17 protein-coding genes are annotated in these 21,294 nt (G+C 62.8%); 11 read left to right on the forward strand and 6 right to left on the reverse strand.

Annotated elements, in window-relative coordinates:
- Nucleotides 1-20: 20 nt before the first annotated feature.
- The 10 genes from VQ575_RS11495 (at nucleotide 21) to VQ575_RS11540 (ending at nucleotide 13,571) form a co-directional block, all read left to right on the forward strand.
- Complete coding sequence (locus tag VQ575_RS11495; protein WP_325919691.1) at nucleotides 21-3,794, forward strand: nitrate reductase subunit alpha; 3,774 nt, start codon at nucleotides 21-23, stop codon at nucleotides 3,792-3,794.
- Nucleotide 3,795: 1 nt separating this feature from the next.
- Complete coding sequence (gene narH, locus VQ575_RS11500) at nucleotides 3,796-5,334, forward strand: nitrate reductase subunit beta (protein ID WP_045155823.1); 1,539 nt, start codon at nucleotides 3,796-3,798, stop codon at nucleotides 5,332-5,334.
- Between the two features lie 2 nt (nucleotides 5,335-5,336).
- Nucleotides 5,337-6,092: a nitrate reductase molybdenum cofactor assembly chaperone gene (gene narJ, locus VQ575_RS11505; protein ID WP_325919693.1), complete on the forward strand. Its 756-nt coding sequence runs from the start codon at nucleotides 5,337-5,339 to the stop codon at nucleotides 6,090-6,092.
- A complete protein-coding gene (narI, locus tag VQ575_RS11510) occupies nucleotides 6,085-6,765 on the forward strand; it encodes a respiratory nitrate reductase subunit gamma (protein WP_039591108.1) in 681 nt (226 codons plus the stop codon). Before narJ ends, narI begins: the two co-directional genes overlap by 8 nt.
- Nucleotides 6,766-6,775: 10 nt before the next feature.
- Nucleotides 6,776-7,729, forward strand: coding sequence for a peptidylprolyl isomerase (locus VQ575_RS11515; RefSeq protein ID WP_325919695.1), 954 nt, complete (start codon nucleotides 6,776-6,778; stop codon nucleotides 7,727-7,729).
- Nucleotides 7,730-7,754: 25 nt separating this feature from the next.
- Nucleotides 7,755-8,747 carry a GTP 3',8-cyclase MoaA gene (gene moaA / locus VQ575_RS11520; RefSeq protein WP_325919696.1) on the forward strand — a complete coding sequence of 331 codons (993 nt, stop codon included), beginning with the start codon at nucleotides 7,755-7,757 and terminating at the stop codon, nucleotides 8,745-8,747.
- Between the two features lie 190 nt (nucleotides 8,748-8,937).
- Complete coding sequence (locus VQ575_RS11525; protein ID WP_325919697.1) at nucleotides 8,938-10,953, forward strand: ribonucleoside triphosphate reductase; 2,016 nt, start codon at nucleotides 8,938-8,940, stop codon at nucleotides 10,951-10,953.
- A 31-nt stretch (nucleotides 10,954-10,984) separates the two neighbouring features.
- Complete coding sequence (gene nrdD / locus VQ575_RS11530; protein WP_030137643.1) at nucleotides 10,985-11,146, forward strand: anaerobic ribonucleoside-triphosphate reductase; 162 nt, start codon at nucleotides 10,985-10,987, stop codon at nucleotides 11,144-11,146.
- Entirely contained in the window at nucleotides 11,143-11,838 is a 696-nt protein-coding gene (locus VQ575_RS11535) for an anaerobic ribonucleoside-triphosphate reductase activating protein (RefSeq protein ID WP_039591101.1), read from the forward strand. Before nrdD ends, VQ575_RS11535 begins: the two co-directional genes overlap by 4 nt.
- Nucleotides 11,839-11,951: 113 nt before the next feature.
- Nucleotides 11,952-13,571 (forward strand): methyl-accepting chemotaxis protein, encoded by a 1,620-nt coding sequence (locus VQ575_RS11540; RefSeq protein ID WP_325919698.1) that lies wholly within the window; start codon nucleotides 11,952-11,954, stop codon nucleotides 13,569-13,571.
- A 63-nt stretch (nucleotides 13,572-13,634) separates the two neighbouring features.
- Here the strand turns inward: VQ575_RS11540 and VQ575_RS11545 are convergent, their stop codons facing one another.
- Genes VQ575_RS11545 through VQ575_RS11560 form a run of 4 tightly spaced genes read right to left on the reverse strand, consistent with a single transcriptional unit; the run spans nucleotide 13,635 to nucleotide 16,728 of the window.
- On the reverse strand, nucleotides 13,635-15,002 hold the full coding sequence (locus tag VQ575_RS11545) for a 4Fe-4S binding protein (RefSeq protein ID WP_198723126.1): 1,368 nt from the start codon (nucleotides 15,000-15,002) through the stop codon (nucleotides 13,635-13,637).
- Nucleotides 14,990-15,847, reverse strand: a complete 858-nt coding sequence (locus VQ575_RS11550; protein WP_325919699.1) for an FTR1 family iron permease — start codon at nucleotides 15,845-15,847, stop codon at nucleotides 14,990-14,992. Before VQ575_RS11550 ends, VQ575_RS11545 begins: the two co-directional genes overlap by 13 nt.
- Before the next feature lie 18 nt (nucleotides 15,848-15,865).
- Nucleotides 15,866-16,195, reverse strand: a complete 330-nt coding sequence (locus VQ575_RS11555) for a cupredoxin domain-containing protein (protein ID WP_030138810.1) — start codon at nucleotides 16,193-16,195, stop codon at nucleotides 15,866-15,868.
- Between the two features lie 2 nt (nucleotides 16,196-16,197).
- Nucleotides 16,198-16,728 (reverse strand): iron transporter, encoded by a 531-nt coding sequence (locus tag VQ575_RS11560; RefSeq protein WP_030138811.1) that lies wholly within the window; start codon nucleotides 16,726-16,728, stop codon nucleotides 16,198-16,200.
- A gap of 180 nt (nucleotides 16,729-16,908) precedes the next feature.
- Between VQ575_RS11560 and VQ575_RS11565 the strand changes: the two genes are divergently transcribed.
- A complete protein-coding gene (locus VQ575_RS11565) occupies nucleotides 16,909-17,136 on the forward strand; it encodes a DUF3079 domain-containing protein (RefSeq protein ID WP_039591094.1) in 228 nt (75 codons plus the stop codon).
- A gap of 135 nt (nucleotides 17,137-17,271) precedes the next feature.
- On the opposite strand, the gene VQ575_RS11570 is transcribed toward VQ575_RS11565, so the two are convergent.
- Nucleotides 17,272-19,011 (reverse strand): dipeptidase, encoded by a 1,740-nt coding sequence (locus VQ575_RS11570; protein WP_039591087.1) that lies wholly within the window; start codon nucleotides 19,009-19,011, stop codon nucleotides 17,272-17,274.
- Between the two features lie 270 nt (nucleotides 19,012-19,281).
- The gene (locus tag VQ575_RS11575; protein ID WP_217859438.1) at nucleotides 19,282-21,285 is read right to left on the reverse strand and encodes a peptidase U32 family protein; all 2,004 of its coding nucleotides are present in this window, start codon (nucleotides 21,283-21,285) and stop codon (nucleotides 19,282-19,284) included.
- Between the last annotated feature and the right edge of the window lie 9 nt (nucleotides 21,286-21,294).

Here is a 21,294-nt window from a genome sequence, read left to right on the forward strand (position 1 = left end):
AAGCCTGAGAGGAACACACTGTGAGTCATTTACTGGATCAACTGCGGTTTTTCAACCGCAAGCAAGGCGAGTTTTCAGACGGCCACGGCGAGACCCGCAAGGAGTCCCGCGACTGGGAAAACGTCTACCGTTCCCGCTGGCAGTACGACAAGATCGTGCGTTCCACCCATGGGGTGAACTGCACCGGTTCGTGCTCCTGGAAAATCTACGTCAAGAACGGCCTGATCACTTGGGAAACCCAGCAGACCGACTACCCGCGCACCCGCAACGATCTGCCCAACCACGAACCACGCGGCTGCCCTCGCGGTGCGAGCTACAGTTGGTACATCTACAGCGCCAACCGGCTCAAGTACCCGAAGATCCGCAAGCCGTTGCTCAAGCTGTGGCGCGAAGCCCGGCAGACCCTGCCGCCGGTGGAAGCCTGGGCCAGCATCGTCGAGAACAAGGCCAAGGCCGACTCCTATAAAAGCAAGCGCGGCATGGGTGGCTTCATCCGTTCCAACTGGGAAGAAGTCAACGAGATCATCGCCGCTGCCAACGTCTACACCGTCAAGGAACATGGTCCGGACCGGGTGGTGGGCTTCTCGCCGATCCCGGCGATGTCGATGGTCAGCTACGCCGCCGGCTCGCGTTACCTGTCGCTGATCGGTGGCGTGTGCCTGAGCTTCTACGACTGGTATTGCGACTTGCCGCCAGCCTCGCCGATGGTCTGGGGCGAGCAGACCGACGTGCCGGAATCGGCCGACTGGTACAACTCCAACTACATCATTGCCTGGGGCTCCAACGTCCCGCAGACCCGTACCCCTGACGCCCACTTCTTCACCGAGGTGCGCTACAAGGGCACCAAGACCGTGGCGATCACCCCGGACTATTCGGAAGTCGCCAAGCTCACCGACCTGTGGCTCAACCCCAAGCAGGGCACCGACGCCGCGCTGGCCCAGGCCTTCAATCATGTGATCTTCAAAGAATTCCACCTGGACAAGCCGAGCGCCTATTTCACCGAATACGCCAAGCGCTACACCGACCTGCCGGTGCTGGTGATGCTCAAGCCAATGCTCGGCACGGCGCCGGGTTCGGGTTACCAGCCGGACCGTTTCCTGCGGGCCAGCGACCTGACCGACAACCTCGGCCAGGACAACAACCCGGAATGGAAAACCATCGCCCTGGACGCCAACGGCGAACTGGTTTCGCCCCAAGGCTCCATCGGTTATCGCTGGGGCGAGAAAGGCAAGTGGAACATCCTGCCCCGCGAAGGTGGCGAAGGCCGTGACATCGACCTCAAGCTGAGCCTGATCGGCGGCGACGTCGCCGAGGTGGCGTTCCCGTACTTCGCCGGCGAAGCCCAGGAGTACTTCCAGCATGTGGCCGGTGACGCGGTGCAGTTCCGCCGGGTGCCGGTGCACAGCGTGGTGCTGGCCGATGGCAGCGTGGCGAAAGTCGCCACGGTGTTCGACCTGTCGGCGGCCAACCTGGCGATCGACCGTGGCCTCGGTGGTGCCAACGTTGCCAAGGACTATGACGACGCCTCGGTGCCCGGCACTCCGGCCTGGCAGGAGCAGATCACCGGTGTGAGCCGCGAGAAGGCGATCCAGATCGCCCGCGAGTTCGCCGGCAACGCCGACAAGACCCGGGGACGCTCGATGATCATCGTCGGTGCGGCGATGAACCACTGGTACCACATGGACATGAACTACCGCGGGCTGATCAACATGCTCATGCTCTGCGGTTGCGTCGGCCAGACCGGCGGCGGCTGGGCCCACTATGTCGGCCAGGAAAAACTCCGTCCGCAATGCGGCTGGCTGCCCCTGGCCTTCGGCCTGGACTGGAACCGTCCGCCACGGCAGATGAACGGCACCAGCTTCTTCTATGGCCACAGCTCGCAATGGCGCCACGAGAAGATGAGCATGCACGATGTGCTCTCGCCCCTGGCGGACAAGTCGCAGTTCCCCGAACACGCCCTGGACTACAACATCCGCGCCGAACGCGCCGGTTGGTTGCCCAGCGCGCCGCAGCTCAACACCAACCCGTTGAATATCTGCCGCGATGCCGCCGCCGCAGGCCTTGATCCGAAGGACTACGTGGTCAAGTCACTGCAGGACGGTTCCCTGCGCTTTGCCTGCGAACAGCCGGACAGCCCGGTCAACTTCCCGCGCAACATGTTCATCTGGCGTTCCAACCTGCTCGGGTCTTCGGGCAAGGGCCACGAGTACATGCTCAAATACCTGCTCGGTACGAAGAACGGCGTGATGAACGAAGACATCGGCCAGGTCGGTGACTGCAAGCCTACCGAAGCCGAATGGGTCGACGAGGGCGCCATTGGCAAACTCGACCTGGTGACCACCCTGGACTTCCGCATGTCCTCGACCTGCGTGTATTCCGACATCGTCTTGCCGACCGCGACCTGGTATGAAAAAGACGACATGAACACCTCGGACATGCACCCGTTCATCCACCCACTGTCGGCCGCCATCGATCCGGCCTGGGAGTCGCGTTCGGACTGGGAAATCTACAAGGGCATCGCCAAGGCATTTTCGGCCATGTCGGTCGGCCACCTGGGCGTCGAGAAGGACTTGGTCACCGTACCGCTGATGCACGACAGCGTCGGCGAACTGGCCCAGCCATTCGGCGGCACCGACTGGAAAAGCGCCGGTGTGGCGCCGGTCCCGGGCAAGAACGCGCCAAACCTGCAAGTGGTCGAGCGTGACTACCCGAACATCTACAAGCAGTTCACCTCCCTGGGCCCGATGCTGGAAAAACTCGGCAACGGCGGCAAGGGCATCAACTGGAACACCGACACCGAAGTGAAGTTCCTCGGTGAGCTGAACCACAAGGAAGTCGACGCGGGCATCAGCCAAGGCCGGCCAAAAATCGACAGCGCCATCGACGCCGCCGAAGTGATCCTGTCCCTGGCGCCGGAAACCAACGGCCATGTCGCGGTGAAAGCCTGGGCGGCGCTGTCGGAATTCACCGGCATCGACCACAGCCACCTGGCCGTGTCGAAAGAGCACGAGGCGATTCGCTTCCGTGATATCCAGGCCCAGCCGCGCAAGATCATTTCCAGCCCGACCTGGTCCGGCCTGGAAGACGATCACGTCAGCTACAACGCCGGCTACACCAACGTCCATGAGTCGATCCCATGGCGCACCATCACCGGTCGCCAGCAGTTCTACCAGGATCACCCGTGGATGCAGGCGTTCGGCGAGCAACTGATGAGTTATCGGCCGCCGGTCAACACCCGCACCATCGAAGGCGTGAAGGGCAAACGCAGCAATGGTCAGCCCGAGATCGTCCTGAACTGGATCACCCCGCACCAGAAGTGGGGCATCCACAGCACCTACAGCGACAACCTGCTGATGCTCACCTTGAGCCGTGGCGGACCGATTGTCTGGCTCTCGGAAATCGACGCCAAGCGCGCCGGGATCGAGGACAACGACTGGATCGAATGCTTCAACGCCAACGGCGCGCTGACCGCCCGGGCGGTGGTCAGCCAGCGGGTCAAGGAAGGCATGGTGATGATGTACCACGCCCAGGAACGGATCGTGAACGTGCCGGGTTCGGAAACCACCAAGACCCGTGGCGGCCACCACAACTCGGTGACCCGCGTGGTGCTCAAGCCCACCCACATGATCGGCGGCTACGCCCAACAGGCCTACGGCTTCAACTATTACGGTACGGTCGGTTGCAACCGCGACGAATTCGTCGTGGTGCGCAAGATGGTCAAGGTCGATTGGCTCGACGGTTCCAGTGGCGACGATTTGCCGCGTCCACTGCCGACTGATATCGAGGAGAACTGAGATGAAGATTCGCTCACAAATCGGCATGGTCCTGAACCTGGACAAATGCATCGGCTGCCACACCTGCTCGATCACCTGCAAGAACGTCTGGACCAGCCGCGAAGGCATGGAATACGCCTGGTTCAACAACGTCGAATCCAAGCCGGGCATCGGCTATCCCAAGGAATGGGAAAACCAGGACAAGTGGAAGGGCGGCTGGGTCCGCAACGCCGACGGCTCGATCAACCCGCGCATCGGCGGCAAGTTCCGCGTGCTGGCGAACATCTTCGCCAACCCGGACCTGCCGAGCCTGGACGATTACTACGAACCGTTCGACTTCGACTACCAGCACCTGCACACCGCACCGCTGGGCGAGCACCAGCCCACCGCGCGCCCGCGTTCGGTGGTGTCCGGCAAGCGCATGGAGAAGATCGAGTGGGGCCCGAACTGGGAGGAAATCCTCGGCACTGAATTCGCCAAGCGACGCAAGGACAAGAACTTCGACAAGATCCAGGCGGACATCTACGGCGAGTACGAAAACACTTTCATGATGTACCTGCCGCGCCTGTGCGAGCACTGCCTGAACCCGGCGTGCGCAGCGTCCTGCCCGAGCGGTGCGATCTACAAGCGCGAGGAAGACGGCATCGTCCTCATCGACCAGGAGAAATGCCGCGGCTGGCGCATGTGCATCAGCGGCTGCCCGTACAAGAAGATCTACTTCAACTGGAAGAGCGGTAAGTCGGAAAAGTGCATCTTCTGCTACCCGCGCATCGAAGCCGGGATGCCGACCGTTTGCGCTGAGACCTGCGTTGGCCGGATTCGCTATCTCGGTGTGCTGCTGTATGACGCCGACCGCATCAGTGAAGTGGCGAGCACCGCCAACGAGCAAGACCTGTACGAGAAGCAACTGGAAATCTTCCTCGACCCGAACGACCCGGCGGTGATTCGCCAGGCCCTGGCCGATGGCGTGCCGCAGTCGGTGATCGATTCGGCCCAACGTTCGCCGGTCTACAAAATGGCCGTGGATTGGAAACTCGCGCTGCCGCTGCACCCGGAATACCGCACCTTGCCGATGGTCTGGTACGTGCCGCCACTGTCGCCGATCCAGAACGCGGCCGCCGCCGGCACCGTGGGCATGAACGGGGTGATCCCGGATGTCGACAGCCTGCGCATCCCGCTGCGTTACCTGGCGAACATGCTCACCGCCGGCGATGAAAAACCGGTCAAGCATGCGCTGAAACGCTTGCTGGCGATGCGCGCCTACAAGCGTGCCGAGCAGGTCGACGGCGTGCAGGACCTACAAGTGCTCGCCGATGTCGGCTTGAGCGTGAACCAGGTGGAAGAGATGTACCGCTACCTGGCCATCGCCAACTACGAAGACCGTTTCGTGGTGCCGAGCGCCCACCGCGAAGATGCCATGAGCGATGCGTTCGCCGAACGCTCCGGTTGTGGTTTCAGCTTTGGCAGTGGTTGCAGCGGCAGCTCCGACACCAACATGTTCGGTGGCAAGAAAGCCAACCGCCGCGACGTGATCAAGACCGTGCAGTTGTGGGAGGAATGAGCATGCGCATTCTCAAGGTGATTTCGTTGCTGCTCGATTACCCGACCGAGACCCTGGTGGCCGGTCGCGACGAGCTGGAGCAGGCGATCGTGCAGGCGCGGGAAATCAGTCCCGCCCAGCGTGCCGGGTTGTTCGAGCTGCTGGAGTTGATCTGCGGCCAGGACTTGATGGACGGCCAGGAGCATTACGGTGCGTTGTTTGGCCGGGGCCGTTCGCTGTCGCTGCTGCTGTTCGAACACGTGCATGGCGAGTCCCGCGACCGGGGCCAGGCCATGGTCGACATGATGGCCCAGTACGAAGAAGCCGGTTTTGCCATTGGCATCAAGGAACTGCCGGATTACATCCCGTTGTACCTGGAATTCCTGTCCACCCGCGAAGACCTTGAGGCCCGCGAGGGCCTGGCCGATGTCGCGCACCTGCTGGCCTTGCTCGCGGCGCGCCTGGACGAACGGGAAAGCGCCTACGCCAGTTGCTTCCGCGCCTTGCTGCAAATCGCCGGGGCCGAACCCCAGGCGGCGGTGGCCGAGATGCTTGAGCAGGTGAAGGCCGAGCATCGGGACGACTCCCTCGAAGCCCTGGACAAGGTCTGGGAAGAAGAGGCGGTGGATTTCATGAAGGCCGAGCAGCAAGACCGTTGCAGCTCGATGCCGAGCGCGCCGGGTCGGGTCCGGGAAGAAAGTGCGGTGCCGCTGCACTGGGTGGATTTTCAGCATGAAGGGCGGGCCGCAGCGCCCGCCGGGGAGGTGGGCAATGTCTAAATGGGATCTGTTGTTGTTCGGGGTCTATCCCTATGTCGCCCTGGCGATCTGCCTGATCGGCAGCTGGGCGCGGTTCGACCTGTCGCAGTACACCTGGAAGGCCGGTTCGAGCCAGATGCTCAACAAGCGCGGCATGCGCGTGGCCAGCAACCTGTTCCACGTCGGCGTGCTGTTCGTGTTGGCTGGGCATTTTGTCGGGCTGCTGACGCCTTCGGCGGTTTATCACCACTTCCTGAGCACCGAGAACAAGCAGTTGCTGGCGATGGTTTCCGGCGGTTTCTTCGGCGTGCTTGGGCTGATCGGCTTGCTGATGTTGCTCAACCGCCGGCTGACCGATCCACGGGTTCGCGCCACCTCCAATGTGTCGGACATCCTGGTGCTGGTAGTACTGCTGGTGCAGTTGGTGCTCGGCCTGATGACTATCGTCGCATCCACCGCCCACATGGACGGTTCGGTGATGGTGATGCTGGCTGACTGGGCGCAGAACACCGTGCTACTCAAGCCAGTCGAGGCCGCCACGGCCATGGCCCCGGTGGGTCTGGTCTACAAGCTCCACGTATTGCTCGGCCTGACCCTGTTCGTGCTGTTCCCTTTCACCCGTCTCGTCCATATCGTCAGCGCGCCGGTCTGGTACCTGGGGCGTCGTTATCAAATCGTTCGGCAGAAGTTCTGAGGAGAAGATCATGGCGAGTGGATGCGGATGTGGTGGCGGTAATGGCGGCGGCGGTTGTGGTTCCTCGGCTAAAGCCGCGCCGATAGTCGATATCGAACCGGTAGGGGCGGTGGCGTTCGAGCCGGCCCAGGCCGAGCCGACGGTGGCGGATGAAGCGCCGCAGTTGATCGCCAGCAGCGAGCAGGAATGGCCGATCATCAGCGTCAACGGGGTGTTGATCACCCCGCAGGCGATGGCCCAAGAGCTGCAATATCACCCGGCGCAAAGTCGTGAGGAGGCGGTCTACCAGGCCGCCCGCGCCTTGGTGATACGTGAACTGCTCCAGCAACGTATCGCCGAACTGGGCCTGGCGTTGCAGGTCGGTGCCGGTGAAAACGAAGAAGAAGCGGCGACGCGGCTGTTGCTCGAGCGCGAGGTGCAGGTGCCGCAGTGCGACGAGGCCACCTGCCTGCGTTACTACGACAGCAACCGCGGGCGCTTTCACAGCGCACCGTTGCTGGCGGTACGGCACATCCTGCTCGAATGCGCGCCGGACGATGCCGAGGCCCGCAGCCTGGCTCATGTACAAGCCGAGTTGCTGCTGGAACGGCTGGACCAATTCCCGGGCAGTTTCGCCGAGTTGGCGCTGAAGCATTCGGCGTGCCCGTCCAAGGAGCAGGGCGGCTCGCTGGGGCAGATCAGCAAGGGCCAGACCGTGCCGGAGCTGGAGCGCCAGTTGTTCACGCTGCCGGCGGGCCTGGCGAGCAAGCCGTTGGAAAGTCGTTATGGCTGGCACGTGATCAGCATCGACCAGCGCATCGACGGCCAGCCGTTGCCGTACGAGGCGGTGGCGACGGCGATTCGAACCCAGTTGCAGCAGGGCGTGTGGCAAAAAGCGCTGGTGCAGTACCTGCAAACCCTGATCGGTGCGGCGGATATTCGCGGTATTCATCTTCAGGGCGCCGACTCGCCGCTGGTGCAGTGAGCAGCGGTTCAACCGGGAGGTACGCATGAACGGGGTGTTGCAGGATGGGTTTGGGCGCCAGATCGATTATTTGCGGATGTCGGTGACCGATCGTTGTGATTTTCGTTGTGTGTATTGCATGGCGAAAAACATGACCTTCCTGCCGCGCCAGCAAGTATTGACCCTGGAAGAACTGCAGCGCCTGGCGCGGTTGTTCGTCGGCCTGGGGGTGAAGAAGATTCGCCTCACCGGAGGCGAGCCGCTGATCCGCCCGGGCATCGTCGGGTTGTGTCGCGACATCGCGGCGTTGCCCGGCCTGCGGGAACTGGTGATGACCAGCAACGGCTCGCAACTGGGCCGCTTGGCCCGGCCGCTGGTGGATGCTGGCGTCAAGCGTATGAACATCAGCCTCGACAGCCTCGACGGCGAACGCTTCCGAGCCATCACCCGCAACGGCGATCTGGATCGGGTGCTGGCCGGTATCGAGGCGGCAACCGGCGCGGGATTCGAGCGGATCAAACTCAACTGCGTGGTGATGAAAGGGCGCAACTTCGATGAAGTCCCGGCGCTGGTGCAATACGCCATCGACCAGCGCATCGACATCAGTTTCATCGAGGAAATGCCCTTGGGTGAGGTGGGACGTTCCCGTGGTGAGTCGTTCTGTTCCAGTGATGAAGTTCGAGCTGAAATTGCCCGGCACCATCGTTTGCTCGACAGTGCCGAGAGCAGCGGCGGACCGGCGCGTTATGTGCGCCTGGAGCGTCATCCAGATACCCGGATCGGTTTCATTTCGCCCAACACCCACAACTTCTGCGCCAGTTGCAACCGCGTGCGCATGACCGTCGAAGGGCGCTTGCTGTTGTGCCTGGGCCAAGAAGATTCGCTGGACCTCAGGGGGTTGTTGCGGCGTTATCCGCTGGATGATGAGCCGATCATGCAGTCGATCAAACGGGCATTGAAAGGCAAACCTTTGCAGCATGACTTCAGCCCCGCTGGGGAAGTGCAGATCGTGCGGTTCATGAACATGAGTGGTGGGTAAGAGTGGCGGCTTTGTGGCGAGGGAGCTTCTTGCTCCCTCGCCACGGCATTTCAGCGTTGGTGAAACAGCTTTGCAGATCATTGTCCCTTCTTGATGTCGGTCAATTTCAGGCAACCTATTGAGACGTATCCTCCACTGCATATTGTGTCTTTAAGATAAATAACACCTATATGTAGTATCTGGAGCCAAAATGCACAGCACGTTGATCTCAGTAGGCTGCAACCGCTTGCACAAGCGCGATGGCAGCGTCGTGGCCTTTGACGCGGACAAGATCCGCCAGGCGTTGATCGCCGCTGGCAGGGCCACCGGCGAATACGCCGAAGCCGAGGCCGAAGGCTTGCTCGAGGCGGTGTTGGCGCGGTTGGAAGGGCAGGCGCGGCTGAACGTCGAGCAGATCCAGGACCGGGTCGAGCGCGTATTGATGGACGCCGGCTATTTCCTGTCCATGCGCGCCTACATCGTCTACCGCGAGCAACACGGACGCCTGCGTCGGGATCGCCGCACGCTGGTGGAAGTCGCCACGTCGATGAACGAATACCTGGACCGCGAGGACTGGCGCGTGCAGGCCAACGCCAACCAGGGTTATTCCCTGGGCGGGTTGATCCTCAACGTTTCGGGCAAGGTCACCGCCAACTATTGGCTGGACGAGGTCTACAGCCAGGCCATCGGCGAGGCGCACCGCGAGGCGGATTTGCATATTCATGACCTGGACATGCTCGCCGGCTATTGCGCCGGTTGGTCCCTGCGCACGTTATTGCATGAAGGCCTCAACGGCGTGCCGGGACGGGTCGAGGCCGGCCCGCCCAAGCATTTGAGCAGCGCCCTGGGGCAGATGGTGAATTTCCTCGGCACCCTGCAAAACGAATGGGCCGGCGCCCAGGCCTTCAGTTCGTTCGACACCTACCTGGCGCCCTATGTACGCAAGGACAACCTCAGCTACGACGACGTCCGTCAGTCGCTGCAGGAGTTCATCTACAACCTCAACGTGCCGTCGCGCTGGGGCACGCAAACGCCGTTCACCAACCTCACCTTCGACTGGGTCTGCCCCCAGGATCTGCGCGAGCAGATCCCAGTGATCGGCGGCGAAGAGATGCCGTTCGCCTACGGTGACCTGCAGGCGGAAATGGAGTTGATCAACCGTGCCTACATCGAAGTGATGCAGGCCGGCGATGCGAAGGGCCGGGTGTTCACCTTCCCGATACCGACCTACAACATCACCCATGATTTTCCGTGGGACAGCGAAAACGCCGACCGCCTGTTCGAGATGACTGCCCGCTATGGCCTGCCGTATTTCCAGAACTTCCTGAATTCGGACATGCAACCCAACCAGGTGCGGTCGATGTGCTGCCGCTTGCAACTGGACGTACGCGAGCTGCTCAAGCGCGGCGGTGGCCTGTTCGGTTCGGCGGAGCAGACCGGTTCCCTGGGCGTGGTGACGATCAACTGCGCGCGGCTGGGCTACCTGTACAAAGGCAACACCAGCGGGCTGCTGCAACGCATCGATACCCTGATGGAACTGGCGAAGGAGAGCCTGGAGGTCAAGCGCAAGGTGATCCAGCATCACATGGATGCCGGCTTGTACCCCTACACCAAGCGCTACCTCGGCACCTTGCGCAATCACTTTTCCACCATCGGCGTGAACGGCCTGCACGAAATGCTGCGCAATTTCACCGATGACCAGGAGGGCCTGCACACCGAAACAGGCCGGGCCTTCGCCCTGAAGTTGCTGGACCACGTGCGGGCCACGCTGCTGCGTTTCCAGGAAGAAACCGGCCACCTCTACAACCTCGAAGCGACACCCGCCGAAGGCACCACGTATCGCTTCGCCAAGGAAGACCTCAAGCGCTACCCCGACATCCTCCAGGCCGGCAGCCCGGTCGCACCGTACTACACCAACTCTTCGCAACTGCCGGTGGGCTTCACCGAAGATCCGTTCGAAGCCCTGGAGCTGCAAGACGAACTGCAATGCAAGTACACCGGCGGCACCGTGCTGCACCTGTACATGGCCGAGCAGATTTCCTCGACGCAGGCCTGCAAGCAACTGGTACGCAAGGCCTTGGGGCGTTTCCGCCTGCCGTACCTGACCATCACGCCGACGTTTTCCATCTGCCCGGTGCACGGCTACCTGGCCGGCGAACATGAGTTCTGCCCGAAATGCGACGAAGCCTTGCTGCTGCAACAGCAGCACCAAGGCAGCGTTCACTGATCCGATCCATCGACCGCAAGGAGCTTTATCCATGAGCGCAGTACAAACGATTCCACAGGCGCAGCGTCAACGTTGCGAAGTCTGGACCCGGGTGATGGGTTATCACCGCCCGGTGGCGGCCTTCAACCCTGGCAAGCAGTCCGAGCATCGCGAGCGGGTGCACTTCACCGAACGCGCGGCCGGGCGTCCATGAGTCGAGTGCTACGGGTCGGGGGCATGGTGCCCCTGACCACCCTCGATTATCCGGGCCAACTGGCCTGCGTCCTGTTCTGCCAGGGCTGCGCCTGGCGCTGTCGTTATTGCCATAACCCGCAACTGATCCCGCCGCGCGGCAGCGAAGAAGTGGACTGGTGTCGGGTGCTGGCGTTCCTCCAGCGCCGCCAGGACTTGCTCGATGCCGTGGTGTTCAGCGGTGGCGAACCGACCTTGCAGGACGGCCTGGCCGCGGCCATGGAGGAGGTGCGGCAAATGGGCTTTCGCATCGGCCTGCACAGCGCCGGCATCAAGCCGCCGGCCTTCGCCAAAGTGGTCGGGCTGGCCGATTGGGTCGGCTTCGACGTCAAGGCCCTGCCCGAAGATGCCCTGGACGTGACCCGGGTCGAAGGCAGCGGCGCGGCGAACTGGCGCAGCCTCGACCATCTGCTCGACAGTGGCGTGGACTACGAGTGCCGCACCACCGTGCACTGGCATCTGTTCGACCCCGACCGACTGTTGGCCCTGGCCCGCCGCTTGAGCGAGCGGGGCGTCAGTCGTTTTGCCGTGCAACTGGTGCGCACCGCACGGATGCTCGACCCCCACCTTTCCAGCGTTTCGGCACACGCCTTGCAGCCTGAGCTGTGGGCCGCGATGCGCGAGTTGTTCCCCTCGTTCGTATTACGCAGTTGAGCGACCGCGGCAACCCTCATCGACAGCGGCCCGGGATGTACCGGGCGAGATTTTTTCCAATGGTTTTCAAATGCGCTGCCATTTGGCAGGTAGTTGAACAGGGAGCATTTGACATGACCAGATTCACCACTGCCCAACGTATCGTGATCGGCTTCGCCATCGCGCCCTTTGCGTTGATCGCCCTGGCGCTGTACGCCTTGAATGACCTGGCGATGCTGCGCGACCAGGCGGTACAGATCGTCCAGCGCGATTGGCCGAAGATCGACCCCATCATGGTAATCGCCACGGGCGTGCGCGATAACGCGAGGAACACCCGGGACCTGTTGATCGACAAGAACAACGCGCAGGTCCAGCAATCCATCGACACCACCCGCCAGCGCATCACCCAGGCTTTTGCGACGCTCGAACCGCTGTTCGACCAGCCCGAGGGCAAGGCCGTCTACGCCGAATTGAAGAAACGCCGCGAGGCCTACGTGGCCGCGTTTGTCCAGGTGCAGGCGCTGATCCGCCAGGGCGCGACGGACGAGGCGATGACGCAGCTCAAGCAAGGCGTGATCCCGGCGGAGCTTGAGGTGTACAAAAGCCTGGAGGCGATGATGGCCTTGCAGGGCAGGATTTTCGTCGAGCGCGAACAACTGGCCCAGGCGCGCTACAGCGAAGCGCGACGCAACATGCTCGCGTTGGTGCTGGCGTGCCTGGCCGTGGTGAGCACCGTCGCGATGCTGGTGACCCGCAGCGTGACCCGGCCCCTCGGCGGGGAACCCACTGATGCGGCGCGGGTGCTGGGCCACATCGCCCGGGGTGACCTGACGATCCGGGTACCCGTGGGCGTCGGAGCGAACGACAGCGTCATGGGCAGCATGCATGACATGCAACAGAGCCTGAACGCCATGGTCCGGCAGATTGCGGCGTCGGTGGATCGGGTGGCGAGTTCTTCGGAGGAGTTGAGTGCGGTGAGCAGCCAGACCAACAGTACGTTGCAGCTGCAAGGCCAGGAAATCGAACAGGCCGCCGCGGCGGTGAACCAGATGACCGCGGCGGTGGATGAGGTGGCGCGCAACGCCGTGAGCACCAGCGAAGCCTCGCGGCTCTCGGAGCAAACCGCCCAGCGCGGCCGTGAACAGGTCCAGGAAACCGTCGCGTCGATCCATGCCTTGGCCGACGGCGTGACCGATACGTCGGGACGCATCCAGCAACTGGCGGGGCGCGTCCAGGACATCAGCTCGGTGCTGGACGTCATCCGCAGCATTGCCGAACAGACCAACCTGCTGGCGCTGAACGCGGCCATCGAAGCGGCCCGCGCCGGGGATGCCGGCCGCGGGTTTGCGGTGGTGGCCGATGAAGTGCGGGCCCTGGCCCATCGCACCCAGGATTCGACCCGGGAAGTCGAAGACATGATCGGCAATATCCGCCAGGACAGCGAGCAGGCCCTGACCGCGATGCAAGGCAACAGCGAACGGGTGCGAACCACGCTGCAAGTGGCCCAGCGCTCGGGAGACGCGCTGGATGAAATCGCCCGCTCGATCTCGCAGATCAACGAACGCAACCTGATGATCGCCAGCGCCACGGAGCAACAGGCGCTGGTGGCCCGCGAGGTAGACCGCAACCTGGTGGGCATCCGCAACCTGTCCGAACAAGTGTTGCTCGGCGCCCGCCATACCGACACCGCCGGCCAGGATCTGGCGCAGATGGCGGGGTCGCTGCATGAGACAGTGGCGCGGTTCAAGGTTTGATGCCTTGCTAGTTTGAGCAAGCCCGCTCCCACGAGGAATTGGGGGCGGCTTGAAGCTTGAGTGTCACCAGCCCCAAAACTGCAACCACCAACCGTATCCCACCAAGCCGCTCGCCAAGACCAGGCAGGTCATGGCGGGCATTCGCCGGATCGGCCCGGCGCCGTCGCGGCCGAGCACCTTCCAACCCAGCAGCAAACTCCAGCCAATGGCCGCGACCAGCAGCAGCGCCCGGGCTGGCTGCACCCAATCCAACAACAACCCTTCGTAGCGCAACAGCTTGACCGTGGTGGCCGACAAGCCCAGGAACAACCCTGCACCGCCGAGGGGCAGCAGGGTGATGGCCAAGGGCCAATAGTGTGCAGCATCACCCGTGAATCTCGCTGCCAGGCGCATCAGGAGCATCAACGCGGTGCCCATCAGCAACGCACTCATGCCCAGATAGGCGACGATGCAAAAACCGTCCAGCCAACTGAAACTGTCGTTGAGCCGCGGATAGTGCGTCAGCAACCACCACGGCGCGTTGTCCATCAACGGCCAGGTCACGTCGTGCGACACCAGCCATTGGGCCAACCCCTGTTTCAAGGCGATGAACCAAGGGCTGACGGTCCACTGGAACGCGCCCATCGCCAGGCCAATGACCCCGAAGAACAGCAAGCGCACATCCCAAGGCGAGACCGTGGTTGGGGTGGCCTGGAGGATTTCCTGATTGCTGGAGCGGGCGATCAGCCGCACCGCGTCGCGCTGGCCGCTGCAACGGCCACAGGCATGGCAATCGGCGGCGCCGCGCATCCGGCGGATGTCGAGCAAAGGCGCGCAGTTGGGCGGCGGGCGGCGCGGCGCCGGGTTTTCCAGCCAGCGTTTTTCATCCACGTGGAAGTGCACGGGTGCGAGGCGGGCGAGCAGGGCAAAGACGCCGCTGACCGGGCACAGGTAACGGCACCACACCCGTTTGCCACGGGCGAACAGCAATCCCACGACGACCGCCGCGACGGTCGAGCCACCGAGGATCAGCAGCGCCGCCTGGGCATAGTCATAGACGCTGATCAACTGGCCGTAGAGCGTGGTCAGGCAGAACGCCAGGGTCGGCCAACCGGCCCAGCGCAATCCCCGTGGCACGCCGAGGCCACGGCCGTATCGGCTGGCCCATTCGCTCAAGGCGCCTTCGGGACACAGCACGCCACACCAGAGCCGGCCGAACAGGACGATAGACAGCAACACGAACGGCCACCAGATCCCCCAGAACAGGAACTGCGCCAACAACGTCAAGTTGTCCAGGAGATGCGCCTGGCTGTCCGGCAACGGCAACATCGCCGGGAGAACCAACAGCACGGCGTAGAACAGCACCACCGCCCATTGCACGGTGCGGATGGTCGCGCCATGGCGGCGCATGCCGTCGCCGAGGCGCTGGAGCGCCGGGTTCAGGTCGGGCATGGCAGGTTTTCCACCTTGCTGCGTGGCCGCAGCCAACCGGCGACGGCCAGCCAATAACCGAGCCACACCAGCAACGTCAGCAGGCTGGGGCTGGCGCGATAACCGGTGAAGTCGGCGAGAAAAGCGCCCAAGCCATGGCCGTCGTCCAGCACGGCGCTGCTGTCCCACAGCGCATCGCCGATGGCGCGATACACCGCCTCCGGCCAATCCATCGCCAACAGTTGCCCGCCGATCCGCTCGACACAGCTGACCAGAAGCGCCGAGCCCAACAGCAGCAGGATCGCTTCGCTGATGGCGAAGAAGCGCGGCCACGAGATGAATCGGCGGCTGCCGTGGAGCAGGGAAACGGTCAGCAGCGACAAGACCAATCCGGCCACCGCGCCGACCGCGAACAACCCCAGTGAAGGACCTTCCAGCCGGGCGCCGGCGCCGTAGAGAAAGACCACGGTTTCGCTGCCTTCGCGGCTGACGGCAAGCAACGCCAGCACCAGCAGCCCCATCCCACCCTGGCGCCCCAGGCGTTGGTCGGCCTGACGCGTGAGGTCATGCTTGAGCGTGCCGGCGTTGCGATGCATCCAGCCGACCATTTGCACGATCAGCAGACTGGCGACCAGCGCCAACGACGCCTGGAACCACTCGTTGGCGCCGCCGCTCATGGCTTCGCCGGCCAACAGGATCAAACCGGCCAGCACGCCCGACAGCAACAGGCCGAGGGCCGCGCCACTCCAAACGTAGCGCAGCAGTCGGTCGGCCTGCTGCTGGCGGCTCACCCAGGCCTGGAGAATGCCGATCACCAGCAAGGCCTCGACGCTTTCGCGCCAGACAATGAACATCGATTGCGTCATTCGAACCTCTCCTGAGGATTAGCGGGCGAGAATGCTGCCCTCGGGTAACTGCGGGTTGAATTCATCGAAGAACGGGTAACGGCCGGGGCGCAGCGGGTGGATCACCACGAAGCTGGTCACGCCGGGGGACAGGACCTTCTCGACCCGTAGCGGCGTGCTTTCGAATTCCGCCGGGCCTTGGCCGATGTTCTTCAGCACGATCTTGAAACGCTGGCCGGCCGGCACTTCAAGCTGCGGCGGGGTGAACTGCCCGTCGCGCATGCTCAGCTCGTAAGTGAGCAGTTCGGCCTCGGCGATCGATGGCAGCGACAGGCCGGCCAGCATCAGCCAGATGAATCGGCAACTCATCTTCAGTACCCGCCTTTTTTTCCGATCCCGGCGTAGACGAATTCGTAACGCAGCTCACAGCGCTCGAACCACGGCGCGACGCCGGTTTCCTTGTCGGTGTGACGGCCGAGGGATGCGTGGCCAGCCGGCGGCAGTACGGTGAAGGTCAGTTGGTATTTGCCGGGGCCGAGCAGCTTCACGTTATCGCCGTAGTGCGGTCCGTCGTTGGCGACCATGGCGTGGAAATCGCCCTTGAGCTCGGTGTCGTTGCCTTGTTTCTTCAACTGGAACGAGACGTTGAGATAGGGCACGAAGCTGCCTTCCTGGAAGCCCTGCTGGTTGTCCGCCGTGGCGCGAATGTCGGCCTCCAGGTGCACATCGGAATCGGCGGTGGCGCGCATCATGCCGGCGGGGGCCATTTCGATCGGTTGCAGGTACACCGCGCCGACTTCAAGCCCAGGGCACAGTTGCGGTTCGCCGATGGGGTATTCCTTGGCCTGGGCCAGCGGTGCGAGACACAACAGGGCGAGGGACAGGGGAGCGAGTGTGCGCATGATGACTTCCTGGTTGGCTAAGTGATGGCGCCGAGTCTAGGAAGCTTCGCTGCGAATAATAATGATTCTTGTCAATTTTCAGCGTGATTTTCCCCGGATCGCTGTTCTTGACCGGAATCAAGGGACGCCGCGCGGCGCCAGGGTAGGGTGGGGTACATCCATCCGGCATGCGGGGTCGTCATGGCAAAGCCCTTTCCCATCAGTCCCAAACATCCCGAGCGCATTTGTTGGGGGTGCGACCGTTACTGCGCGTCGACCGCGCTGGCGTGCGGCAACGGCGCCGACCGCACGATGCACCCGGCGGAGATGATCGGCGAGGATTGGTACCTGCATGGGGATTGGGGGATAGACGTGGTGGATGTGACGGACAAGACCGGGGAAGAAACCGCCGTCCCTCTGAAGGGATGAAAATAACCCTGTGGCGAGGGAGCTTGCTCCCGCTGGGCCGGTCCGACGCTTCGGGCGAAGCAGACCTGAAGATCTTGCGGTCGCTACGCAACCGAGCGGGAGCAAGCTCCCTCGCCACGGGGATCACGCCGTTTCTTAGAGCTTCGGCAACTGCCCGATCCGCCCCATCATTTCGGTCACGACCTGCAGGTCCAGCAGGAACTGCTCCACGGTCTTGAACTCGTTGTCGTTGTGACCGGTGTACTTCACATCGGGCATGGCCAGGCCGAATTGCACGCCGTTCGGCAAGTCATGGACCGACGTGGCGCCAGCGGAGGTGCCGAACTTATGCTCCATGCCCAGGTTCTCGGTGGCCACGGCCAGCAGCGCCTTGACCCATTCGCCTTCGGGGTTGCGGTACATCGGTTCGTCGATAGAGTTATCGAAGGCCACCGCGACCTTGGACTTCTTGGCCCAGGCGGAAAGCTTGTCGTTGATCTCCGTCTTCAGCGTCTCGGTCGGCTTGCCCACGGGCACCCGCAGGTTCACGGCCAGCTTGAAAGTCTTGTCATCCATCCCGACGTAGGTCAGCGAGGCGGTCAGCGGGCCCATGAATGCGTCGGAGAAGCCGATGCCCAGTTTCTTGCCCAGGTAATCCAGGCCCCAATTGTCAGTGGCATAGCGGGCGGCGTCGGTGATGTGGTTGTGCTTGAGCGCGACCTTGCCGTCGAGGCCGTTGATGAACACCAGCATCCTGGCCACCGGGTTGACACCTGACTCAGGCTCGGAGGAGTGGGCGGAAACGCCAGTGAAGGTCAGCTTGACCGTCTTGCCGTCCACCTCGCTTTTTACCTCAAAGTCGCCGCCATTGGCCTTGGCGTAGTCAGTGCCGGCCTTGCGCAGGCTGGCGGCCAGCTCGGCGGGCTTGTCGGTGGCGAATGTCGCGACTGAAGTCGATGGGATCTGGTTGGTCGCCATGCCGCCGGTCAGCCCGGTGATCTCGGCGCCTTTGCCCTGGCCCGCGCGACGTGGGAAATTGGCCATGACCGTGCCGTAGCCTTTCTCGGCGATCACCACCGGGTAGCTGCCATCCAGCGCCAGGTTGTAATTGGGCGTCGGGTTGCGCTCGAAATAATAGGGGATGGCATCGCCGGTGGTTTCTTCGGTGGTATCGACCAGCAGCTTGAAGTGACGCGCCAGCGGCAGTTTTTCTTCCTTGATGATCTTCATGGCGTAGAGCGCCACGACGATGCCGTTCTTGTCGTCCTCGGTGCCGCGACCGTACATGCGATCGCCCACCAGGGTGACCTTGAACGGATCAAGCTTGGTGCCGTCCTTGAGCACCCAGTTTTCCGGCGTCACCGGCACCACGTCGGCATGGGCGTGAATGCCCACGACTTCGTCGCCGCTGCCTTCGAGGGAAATCTCATAGACGCGGTTGTCGATGTTGCGGAAGTTCAGGTTGAAGTCGTTGGCCAGGCTCTTGATCTTGTCGGCGATCTTCAGGAATTCCGGGTTTTCATGCTGGGCCACGCCGTCCTTGCGATAGGTCGGGATTTCCACCAACTGGCGCAAGGTCTCGGTGGCGGCCTTGCCGTACTTCACCCGGGCGTAGAGACCCAGCAGCCGATGGATCTCGTTCTGTTGCTCGGCGGACAGGGTTTTGTTGTCTTGGAAAGCGCTGATAGCGGGGCTGAGGTTGGCGGACTTGGCCAGGTCACTCTTGGCGACGCTTGCCAGGAACTGGCGGAAATCGCTGACCGAGGTATCGGTGAATGCTTTGACGAAGTCCGCGCTTTGTTGCGCAGTGATGTTGGCATTGGCCGATAACGGCAGGGAGGAGAGGGTGGACAGGACGAGGGTGGCGATAGCAAGACGCTTGAACGGGAAGTTCATGGTGGCAGGCATTCCTTTGCAGGGAAAAGTGTCGTTTGATGAAACAATCACTTACAACCTAGCATCATGAACGCGGATTGGGGGAGCCCCTTGAACGGAATATGTCGCCCGTAAAAGCGCAAACGGCGCAGAAATGAAAAATCCCTTGTGGGAGCGAGCTTGCTCCGGGCGGCGATCCGACGATGGCGTCAGGTCGGCGTGCACCCGTGCTGAATGTGACGCCGCCATCGCGAGCAAGCTCGCTCCCACAGGGTTCGGTGGTGACTGGACTCAATGCGTACCGCGCGGAATCGTCTTGAGCAAATCTTCCGGGCTGATATGCCCCACCACCGGCTGCGCGGTGCTGCCTGGCAACGGCAGGTCGAGGATGTGCCCCTTGATCTTGCCGACCACGTGCATCTCGCAGGGCTTGCAGTCGAACTTCAGCGTCAGCACTTCATCACCGTGAATCAACTGCATCGGCGCAACCTTGGTGCGCACGCCGGTGACGCCCTTGGCCTGCTTGGGGCAGAGGTTGAACGAGAAGCGCAGGCAGTGCTTGGTGATCATCACCGGCACTTCGCCGGTTTCCTCGTGGGCTTCGAACGCCGCGTCGATCAGCTTGACGCCGTGGCGGTGGTAGAAGTCCCGGGCCTTCTGGTTGTAGACATTGGCCAGGAATGACAGGTGCGATTCCGGGTAAACCGGCGGTGGCGTGGTCTCGGCCTTGCGTCCGCCCCGTGGGTGCGCCGCGACGCGTGCCGTGGTCAGGGCTTCGATCACCTCGCGGCGCAGGGCCTTGAGCTGGGAGTTGGGAATGAAGAACGCCTGGGGCGCGTCCAGCTTGATCGACGTGGCGTGATACTCGGTGGTGCCCAGTTGGCCGAGCAGGTCCTGCAATTGTTCCAGGGCTTGCTCCGGCTTGTTCGCCAGGCCGAAGGGACCGTCGAGGGCCACGCTGGCGCTGATGCCTTCTTCGCTGGTGGCGGTCAGCGCCAGGCGCTCTTCGCGCAACTGTGCAACCCAGGCCAGGCCCACACGGCGCTCGGCGGAGGTCTTGAGCAGCGCTTGTTGCCAGTTGTGATCGAGGTTGCGGCTCAGCGGATGATTGGGGCGCAACTGGTACATGCCGGCTGGCATTTCGTTGGGCTCGACGCGGTAGCGGTAGCGCTTCTGGCCTTCGTCATCGAGGAACTCGCCCTTGGGTTCGGCGATATTGGCCCGGAAACCCACCACTTCGCGCTTGACCAGCACGTTGAGGCCGTCGCCGTTGGACAGTGGATCAGAGGTCACCACTTGCAGGTCGCGCTTGCCGACTTTTTCCACCACGCCCACCGGTACGCCGGTGAACGTCGGCGAATCGAAGGCGCCGATGTCGATCTTGCGCTCGCTGACGAAATAGTCAGTGCTGCCACGGTGAAAGGTCTTGTCCGGGTCCGGCACGAAGAAATGCGCGATCCGGCCACTGGAGGCGCGGGCCAGGTCCGGGCGGTCTTCGAGAACATCGTCCAGGCGCTGACGGTAGTAGGCGGTGATGTTCTTCACATAGGCCGCGTCCTTGTAGCGACCCTCGATCTTGAACGAGCGCACGCCAGCTTCCACCAAGGCGCGGATGTTGGCGCTCTGGTTGTTGTCCTTCATCGACAACAGGTGCTTTTCGTAGGCGACCACCCGGCCCTGGTCATCCTTGAGGGTGTAGGGCAGGCGGCAGGCCTGGGAGCAGTCGCCACGGTTGGCGCTGCGGCCGTTTTGCGCGTGGGAAATGTTGCACTGCCCGGAAAACGCCACGCACAACGCGCCGTGGATGAAGAATTCAATGGCCGCGTCGGTCTCGTCGGCGATGGCACGAATTTCCTGCAAGTTCAGCTCACGGGCCAATACCAGCTGGGAGAAACCGGCCTGGTCGAGGAATTTGGCTCGGGCGAGGGTGCGAATGTCGGTCTGGGTGCTGGCGTGCAGCTCGATCGGCGGGATGTCCAGCTCCATCACGCCCAGGTCCTGGACGATCAGCGCATCGACGCCGGCGTCATAGAGCTGGTGGATCAACTGGCGGGCCGGTTCCAGCTCGTTGTCGTGCAGGATCGTGTTGATCGTGGTGAACACCCGGGCGTGGTAGCGATGGGCGAACTCCACCAACTGGGCGATATCGCTCACCTCGTTGCAGGCGTTGTGACGCGCGCCGAAACTCGGGCCTCCGATGTACACGGCGTCGGCGCCATGCAGGATGGCCTCGCGGGCGATGGTCACGTCGCGGGCGGGGCTGAGCAATTCCAGATGATGTTTAGGCAAGGACATGTTTTTTTA

Origin of the sequence: Pseudomonas frederiksbergensis, from assembly GCF_035751725.1 — a bacterium.
GTDB lineage: Bacteria > Pseudomonadota > Gammaproteobacteria > Pseudomonadales > Pseudomonadaceae > Aquipseudomonas > Aquipseudomonas frederiksbergensis_A.